Source organism: Cellulosimicrobium cellulans (genome assembly GCF_042723955.1).
Lineage (GTDB): Bacteria > Actinomycetota > Actinomycetes > Actinomycetales > Cellulomonadaceae > Cellulosimicrobium > Cellulosimicrobium cellulans_H.
The window spans coordinates 15,601-19,666 of sequence record NZ_JBHXIC010000079.1 but is presented as its reverse complement, the minus strand read 5'-3'; the positions used below and the strand labels follow the sequence as shown (position 1 = coordinate 19,666).

Sequence of the window (4,066 nt, the reverse complement as noted above, 5' to 3'; positions counted from 1 at the left end):
TCGCCCGCCGCTCTCCCCGCGGCCGCGGCGGCCTGCGCCTCCGCGAGGGCGGGCGCCACGGCGGGGTCCGCGGGCGCGAGCCGGCCGGCGTCGGCGATGTCGGAGGTGATGGACGCCAGTCCCTTGTCGAGGCGTGGGCCGGACTCGGCGAGGTCCGCGCCCGCGCGGTCGACGGCGTCGAGCAGCGTGACGGCCTGCCCGACGGCGTTCTGCGCGGCCCGTGCGAGCGCGACCGCCGTCGCGCGGTCCTTGCCGGCGAGCGCCTCGCGTCCGCGCGCGACGGACTCCCGGGCGTTCGCGACGAGCGCCTGCGCCTGGTCGGGGTTCTGGGCGACGGACGCGAGCGACGTCGGCGGGTACGTGCGGGCGAGCCCGTCGAGCGTCGCGCGCGCGGGCTCGATGCGGGCGAGGACCTCGCTCGCGCGCTGGTCGGTCTCGTCGAGCACCTGCGGCGCGCGCGCCTGCAGGTCGCGCAGCTCGTCGAAGGTCCGCGACTGGGCGTCGAGCGACTCCGCGACCTCGTCGCACAGCGCGACGATGCGGGCCATCGCGTCCCGGGCCTGGGGCTCGGTCTCGGGGCGGTCGTCGTCGAGCTGCTGACGGAGTGCGAACGCCTCCGAGACCTTGCGCTTGCCCTCGGTGAGCGCCGCCGAGAACTCCTGCGTCGCCTCGAGACCGAACTGCGCCTGCGCGAAGCCGAGCTCCTGCTCCGAGGTCTTCACGGCGTCGTCGATCGCGACGAGCGCGGCGCTCGCGCGCCGGTTGAGCTCGTCGGTGGGCAGGCTCGCGAGCCCACCCTCCGCGGAGCCCCCGGCGGGCGCGGTGCGGCGGCGCTTCGCGACGGCGCGCACGACGAGCACGACCACGAGGACGAGCGCACCCAGGCCGAGCAGCACCCAGAACCAGGAGACGCCCCCGGAGCCCTGGCTCGCGCCGCGCGCGACCTCGGTCGCGGCGACGGCGGCGCCCGCCCAGTCGTCGTCCCGCAGCTCGTCCTCGACCGCGGCGGAGATCCGGTCGAGCTCGGCGTCGGTGAGCGACACGTTGTTGTCGTAGGACAGGCCGTAGCGCCGGTCCTCGGTCGCGACGGCGAGCAGCAGGTCGTCGACCCCGAGGCCGGACGCGTTGGCCGTGGCGTTCGCCCAGTCGACGCCGTCCATGCCGTCGAAGCTCGGCACGTACACGACGAAGAGCTGCAGGTCGGTGTCCTGCGCGAGGCGGTCGAGCGCGTCCTGCACCGTGTCGGTCCGGTCACCGAGCACGCCGTCGGGGTCGGTGATCTCGCCCGCGACGTCCATCGGGGGGACGGCGTGCGCCGGACCGGCGGGGACGACGAGCAGGGCGAGACCGGTCACGAGGGCGACGAGCGCCGTCGCGACGAGGGCGAGGAGCGCGCGGGCGCCGCGGCTCGCGGCGGCGCGGGGGAGCGAAGGACGTTCGGCCGTGCTCACGCGCCGATCCTTTCCCAGGGGCCGGGGTCCCGCAATCGGTACCGGGGGCCGCCCGCGGGGTGCACGGCGTCGTCCGGCTCGGACGACGACGAGGCCCGCCTCCCGACGGGAGGCGGGCCTCGCGGGGCTCAACCGGTGTGGTCCGTCATCCGCAGCTCAGCTCCGCGTAGGGTGCGCTGACCTCGCTCGTGACGTCTCCCGAGCTCGCGCTGACGACGGCGTCGCCGGCCCACACCGCGGCCGCGCGCGTGGCGAACGACTGGTACGCGCTCGCGCCGGGGGCGACGGACGCGACCGTGCGGGTGCCGTACGGCGTCGCGAGGGTGATCGCGAGCGGCGCGTCGGTGGCGTTCGTCGCACGGACGGCGACGTACGCCTTGCCGGCGAGGCAGCGCGTGGTCGCCTCGACGGTCACGTCGAGCTCCGCCGGCAGGTCGGTCGGGTAGGCGACGACCTGCGGGGACGCGAACGAGCCGACGGCGGGCGCGCCCGTGTCGTTGACGACGTGGTCGATTCCGCCCGAGCCGTTGAGGAAGACGCTCGTCATCGACCGGAACGTCACGCCCGCGCGGACCGGCGTCTGGATGCCGCTCGCGACGCGCACGTCGACGCCCTGGTTGAAGAACGAGTACACGCCCAGCCCGACGGCGTCGTGCCGCCGGACGTGGTCGCCCACCCGGTACGACGCGTACCCCTTGCGGTCGCCGTCCATGAACGCGGCCTGGCTCGGCGGGTCGTAGGGGATCTCGCTCTGGTAGAACACGGTGCGCCCGCGCTCGCCGTTCCAGATCGTCTGGTTCTTCTGGTAGTGCTCGACGAACAGGCCCGTGGCGGTGACGTCGTCGCTGTTCACGACGACGCCGTGGTCGCCCGTGTTCTGGTCCCACCCGATGCCGTTGCCGTGGTCACCGCGCCACGCCCAGATGTGGTCCATGAGCACGTGGTCGCTGTTGACCTCGATGCTGGTCGTCGCCTTGCCGACCCACGGGCCGCCGATGCGCACGAACACGTCGGTGAGCGTCGTCGGGTCGGCCGCGTCCGCCACGTGCGCGTCCGCCGGACCGACGCGCACGAGGACGTCCGACTCCACCGGGCCGGCGTCGACCGTGATGCCCGCGACCTTGACGCCGGCGACGTCGCCGACCTCCAGGGCCGCGTTGCCCGATGTCGGGGCGAGGGACGCGTAGCCGAGGCCGAGCACGACCGTGTCCGAGTTCTCGACCCGGATCGCCTCGTCGAGGTGGTAGACGCCGGGCGTGAGCAGGAGGTTCTTGCCGGTCGCGAGCGCCGCGTTGATCTCCGCTGCGGAGTCGTCCTCGTGGGCGACGAAGAACGTGTCGAGCGAGAGCTTCTGTCCGGCGGACGCGTCGGTCGACCAGTCGACGCCGCGGGTCTCGGTCCGCGCGTTCGGCACGAACACCGCGAGGTCCTCCCCGTCGCGGAAGAGGAACGGCGCCTCCCGGCTCAGCGGGGTCGTGTCGAGCGTCGTCTTGTTGCCCGCGGTGCCGTCGGGCTTGGGCCCGAAGTCGGTCGCGGGGGCGCCCTCGACGCCCGAGAAGACCATGTTCCACACGCCGCCGTCCCAGGTGCCGACCTCGGAGTTGCGCGTGTACCACTGCTGCTGCGAGCCGGTCACGAGGCGGCCGGACACGCGCGAGTTGGCGAGGTAGCCGCCGCTCGCGTACTCGCCGAAGCGCCCGAACACCGTGAGGTCGCCCTGGATGTCGACGCGGCGCAGCGGCGCGGCCTGCGAGACCGCGAAGCGGAGCTGGTGCGGGTCCGTGACCCCGGCCGGGTACGGGCGGTTCACGTCCTCGTCGACCGGGCGCTGGTTCGGGTTGATCGCGACGTTGCTCAGCGAGCGCCAGAAGCGCGTGAGCGAACCCGGGTCCTGGCAGCTCCACGGGTTGTTGGGGCAGCTCACGACCGGCTGGACGCTCAGCGCGCCGTTGATGAGCACGTCGTCCGGCTGCGCGCCGAGGCCGGCGATCGCGGTGTAGTAACCGACCTCCGCGTTGACGATGCCGGTCGCCGTCGCCGGGTCGTCCTGGCCGGACGCGTCGCCGTAGACGCCGGGCTCGAAGAACACGGCGTGCCGGTCCTGGCTGAACTCGGCCTCGTCGTTGATCGACGCGAGGTAGGTGTTGATCTGGTCCACGGACCACGAGTCGTCGATGAAGACGACGTTCGGTCCGAGGTCGGGGTCGGACGCCGGCTCGGCCGTCGCGGGGGCGGCGAGGGCCACGCCCGTCGCGGCCACGGCGAGCGCCGTCACGCCCGCGCCGGCGGCACGCGAGCGTCGGGTGCGTGTGCCCGCGCCGGGGATGGTCGTCGAGAGGGTCACGGTGGGTGTTCTCCTTCGAACGGGGAGCCGGCGCAGCGCGCCGGCGCCGGCGCGTCGTCGCGCCGATGCCGGGAGCCTAGGGCACCACTGACTGTCTTGTCAGTAACTTCCTGGGAGCGCTCTCACATCGTGGGACGAACCGTTGAGTTGAATAAAATAATAGTGCCCTAAAGGGTTGATTAGAAACAATTGTATTAAGTAAACTGGTTCCGGGAAAGGACCAAGCCCCCCGTCCACCCCGGGCACATTAGGGTTTGGGTAGCCCAGAACA

General features: G+C 73.0%; 2 protein-coding genes. Both read right to left on the bottom strand.

What is annotated here, in order from left to right; genetic code table 11:
* Positions 1–1,451 (bottom strand): TPM domain-containing protein (locus ACFWH7_RS17105; protein WP_378218197.1); only part of this gene is annotated, 1,451 nt, incomplete at its 3' end.
* 145 nt (positions 1,452–1,596) lie between these two features.
* Positions 1,597–3,795, bottom strand: a complete 2,199-nt coding sequence (locus tag ACFWH7_RS17100; protein ID WP_378218194.1) for an adenylyl cyclase — start codon at positions 3,793–3,795, stop codon at positions 1,597–1,599.
* Between the last annotated feature and the right edge of the window lie 271 nt (positions 3,796–4,066).